The sequence below is a fragment of the Actinomadura sp. KC345 genome (genome assembly GCF_004348515.1).
In the GTDB taxonomy this organism is placed as follows: domain Bacteria; phylum Actinomycetota; class Actinomycetes; order Streptosporangiales; family Streptosporangiaceae; genus Spirillospora.
This window is the reverse complement of record NZ_SMKH01000491.1, coordinates 1-3,273: the sequence shown is the minus strand read 5'-3', so window position 1 is coordinate 3,273 and position 3,273 is coordinate 1. Positions and strand designations below refer to the sequence as shown.

7 protein-coding genes are annotated in these 3,273 nt (G+C 67.1%); 4 read left to right on the top strand and 3 right to left on the bottom strand.

The features are described from left to right. A partial coding sequence (locus E1281_RS38705; RefSeq protein WP_131884661.1) for a LuxR C-terminal-related transcriptional regulator occupies positions 1–217 on the top strand: 217 nt, incomplete at its 5' end. A gap of 234 nt (positions 218–451) precedes the next feature. Here the strand turns inward: E1281_RS38705 and E1281_RS38700 are convergent. Both E1281_RS38700 and E1281_RS40955 read right to left on the bottom strand, forming a co-directional pair. Continuing rightward, positions 452–904, bottom strand: coding sequence for a hypothetical protein (locus tag E1281_RS38700; protein ID WP_131884660.1), 453 nt, complete (start codon positions 902–904; stop codon positions 452–454). 106 nt (positions 905–1,010) lie between these two features. Next, positions 1,011–1,160 carry a hypothetical protein gene (locus tag E1281_RS40955; RefSeq protein ID WP_165959306.1) on the bottom strand — a complete coding sequence of 50 codons (150 nt, stop codon included), beginning with the start codon at positions 1,158–1,160 and terminating at the stop codon, positions 1,011–1,013. Between the two features lie 54 nt (positions 1,161–1,214). Here E1281_RS40955 and E1281_RS40950 point away from each other — a divergent pair, with 54 nt between their 5' ends. The 3 genes from E1281_RS40950 to E1281_RS38690 are packed head-to-tail and all read left to right on the top strand — an operon-like array spanning position 1,215 to position 2,124. Continuing rightward, positions 1,215–1,352: a hypothetical protein gene (locus E1281_RS40950; RefSeq protein WP_165959307.1), complete on the top strand. Its 138-nt coding sequence runs from the start codon at positions 1,215–1,217 to the stop codon at positions 1,350–1,352. A gap of 46 nt (positions 1,353–1,398) precedes the next feature. Then, positions 1,399–1,770, top strand: coding sequence for a hypothetical protein (locus E1281_RS38695; RefSeq protein ID WP_131884659.1), 372 nt, complete (start codon positions 1,399–1,401; stop codon positions 1,768–1,770). A gap of 9 nt (positions 1,771–1,779) precedes the next feature. Beyond that, positions 1,780–2,124, top strand: coding sequence for a hypothetical protein (locus tag E1281_RS38690; RefSeq protein WP_131884658.1), 345 nt, complete (start codon positions 1,780–1,782; stop codon positions 2,122–2,124). 124 nt (positions 2,125–2,248) lie between these two features. Here E1281_RS38690 and E1281_RS38685 read toward each other — a convergent pair whose 3' ends face one another. Continuing rightward, complete coding sequence (locus E1281_RS38685) at positions 2,249–3,061, bottom strand: RNA ligase family protein (protein ID WP_131884657.1); 813 nt, start codon at positions 3,059–3,061, stop codon at positions 2,249–2,251. Between the last annotated feature and the right edge of the window lie 212 nt (positions 3,062–3,273).

Genomic DNA, 3,273 nt, shown 5'->3' with positions numbered 1-3,273 from the left:
CCTCAAGGCCCTCACCCCCCGCGAGTACGAGGTCCTCCTTCTCATCAGCGAAGGCCTGTCGAACGCCGAAATAGCCACCGAGCTGGTCATCGGCCAGGAGACCGTCAAGACCTACGTCTCACGCATCCTTACCAAGCTGGGCCTCCGCGACCGCGTCCAGGCGGTGGTCCTGGCGTATCGGGCGGGCGTGGCGGGCAACGGAGACCGAACCCGATGACTCCCGGACCGCCGCATCGTGGTGCTCCCCCGGGCGGTTCCCGCAGACGGTGGCGATGGCCACGCCCGCTGCAACCCGGGTCCGCGGGCTGGGTGGACAGCGACGAAAAACGCGAGCGGATCCTGGGATCCGCTCGCGCTGGTGGGTGCCCCTCCCCAGAGGGGGAGGGGCGGGTGCGCGGCCCCCGTTCCACGGCTTTCAAGAACGGGGGCCGAGCGATCGATGCCCGGGAGGCTACGAGATCGGGAGGATGACTCCGATCAGCTTCCCGGTGTCCGTCCGGCGGGCGTACTCCTCCTTGGTGACGGTCTGGAGCCAGAGGAGGGTGCCCTCCTCAGGAGTACCCCACCAGCCCAGGTCACGCTCGCTGAGCTGGCCGCTTCCCAGGGAGGCGCTGCCGTCCTTCCGGGGGGTCGTGACCTCGATGTTCACGGCCCGGGCATCGCCCTTGCGGACGATGCTCACCGTGAGCGTGATGTCACCGCCATCGCCGGCGGAGTGTGCCCTTTCCTCACGGGCCTGGTCCACGAGCAGGTTGGCGACCTTCCAGCAGGTCTGGAGGGTCTCCTCGGACACGTCGTCGATGTGGTCGAACGCCTTGCTGGTGTCGGCGAGGGCGTCGATCGTGACGACCTTCCCCGTCCTGTACCAACCACCGACGGGATTCGAACCCGGGGTATCAGTCACTATGAACCCTTCTGTTTAGTTTGTGGCCGAATAGTCGTACATCGACCTGCACGCGAGTCGTGCATGCTCGACCGTCCATGGACGACCCGGAACCGCAAGCCGCGAGTCAGGCCCGGCGCAGGCCCCGCCAGACCGGATGCGCCACGTCCCCGATCACGGCCAGGAGCGCCGGGTAGACCATCGCGGTCCCGGCGCCCTGCCGATGCAGTCCGGGGCTCGCCGGCGATCTGCGGTGAAGCAGAAGTGAAGCGAGCATGAAGCCGTTAGCTGTTCGAATGGCGCTTACTCCCACGGAAAAGGGGTTGTAAGTATGAACGGCATGTTCTCGAAGGCCACGACGATGCTCGGCGCCGTCGCTCTCCTGTCCGGAGTCGGGGCGGGCACGGCGACGGCCGCGGACCGGCCGTCCGGGGCGGCCACCGCCGCAAAGCCCACCGGGACTCACTAGCGCCTATGTTCTGGACCGTCTGCGGTCCGACGAAACGTCGTCGCGAGTGCTGCGGCAAGGCTGCGCCTCATCCAAGCAGGAGCTGGACGGGACGGTCGGCGCCGCCGCCGACACCCTCCTGCTGGTGGTGTACGCCGACGCCAACTACGGGGGACTCACCAAGTACTGGTACGGCGCGTACGGCCCGTGCGACACCGAAGGGTATGGAATCCGGAACCTGGAGACCACCTTCAACAACATCAACGACAAGATCTCTTCATGGTCTGGCGGCCATTCACGCTGCAATTACGTGAACATGTGGGAACACGCCGTCTACCAGGGCCGCCATGCGGCATGGCACAACTACACGAGGGTGCCCAACGTCGGCGCCCGGATGAACGACAGGATTTCCTCGATCCAGGTCCACTACGAGCCCTAGGGAGACCGCATGATCGCCGCTGTGAAAACGTCCAGAATTTTGTCCGCCGGCGCCATTGCCCTGGTCGCCGGCACCGCGGTCGTCGCCGGCGCGGCCGGGACCGCCCAGGCGCGGGTGACATGCCCGACCGGATTCCTCTGCTTCCAGGAGACGGCCAACGGCGGACGCGTCGTCCGGATCGCGGAGGGGCAGAGCGCCTACTTCGCCGGGGGGATCCCGGTCTACGCGGCCACGAACAGCACCCGCCTCACCTACTGCGTCACCAGCAAGCCCTACGACTACTCACTGGCGCCCGGCCAGAGAGTGGCGCGCAGCCACACCGTCTTCCGGGCCGCCCCGGGCACCGGCTGCTGACGTCCCCCGTTCCTCGGACACCGCCCTGAGGTCACCGGCGATGCCGGTGACCTCTTTCCGGCTGCGGACCTGGTGCTTGTCCATGCCTTTCCAGACTTGGAAGGCACCCTCGGTCGTCCAGGTATTACCGTCGCTGCCTGCGGCGCTTCAAGGTGCGTTCGTAGTCCTGGAAGCGCGCCTTGGCGATCCTTGAGCGGTCGAGGTTGCGCAACACCAAGCCCTCCGGTCGGCGGCCCGCCGTCTCGTCCAGGCCCGCATGGGACGCGGGAAGGTGTTCGGTCAGGAAGGCCGACATGCCCTCGACGTCCTTCGGCAGATCCTCGCCGCTGACGACGCTCAGGTACGGAACCGTGGGGATGTCCAGGCTCGCCGCGACATCCTGCAGTGTGTCGGCGTCGAGGAAATCCTGCCCGCCGTCATCACGCCATGAGGAGATGCGCTGGCGTTCCCAGTCCAGGATGTCAATCTCCGCCGAGTTGAGGTCGAACAGCCGATAGCCCACGGCGCCCTTCGCGCTGTACTGCTTCGCCTGACCGCCGATCTTGCCGCCGTAGACCTCCAGGTACAGCGTGACGATCGGCCGGTGGAAGTCGGGGCGATGGCCGTCCACGAGGCGCTCCGCCAGCGGCTTCAGCGCCTCAACGATGCCCAGGGCGGGGTTTCCGACACGGTCGCCCCGGGCGTACAGCAGCTCCTCGCGGGAGGCGATGAAATAGTCGTCCGAGCCGGGGAGCAAGACGATCCTGCCGTTCGTGCCGTCGACCTTCTCCGTCAGGTACGTCGGGCCCTGGAAGCCGTCGAAGGTCGTCAGTTCCTCGGTCAGCGCTCCACGCTCCCCGAGGCCGTGGTACGTGAGGATCGAGGGATACTTCGTCGCCGAATTCAGCGCGTCGATCTTGCCCATGTCGAACATCTGGCCATTTTTGAGCACGTCCATGGTGGACGCCAAGGCATTTTCCCGAAGATCGGCAGTGGCAGGGTGACGGCCCGGACTCGATTGAGGTGGACGAGAATGTCGTAGTCGGTCGCACCGTGGGCAGGGCCACGCGGACGGGGGCGTCCACGCGGCCCCGCCCGCGCGGACGGCCGTCAGGCGTTGACGCCGAAGTCCTTCGCCACCCCCGAGAGCCCGGAGGCGTATCCCTGGCC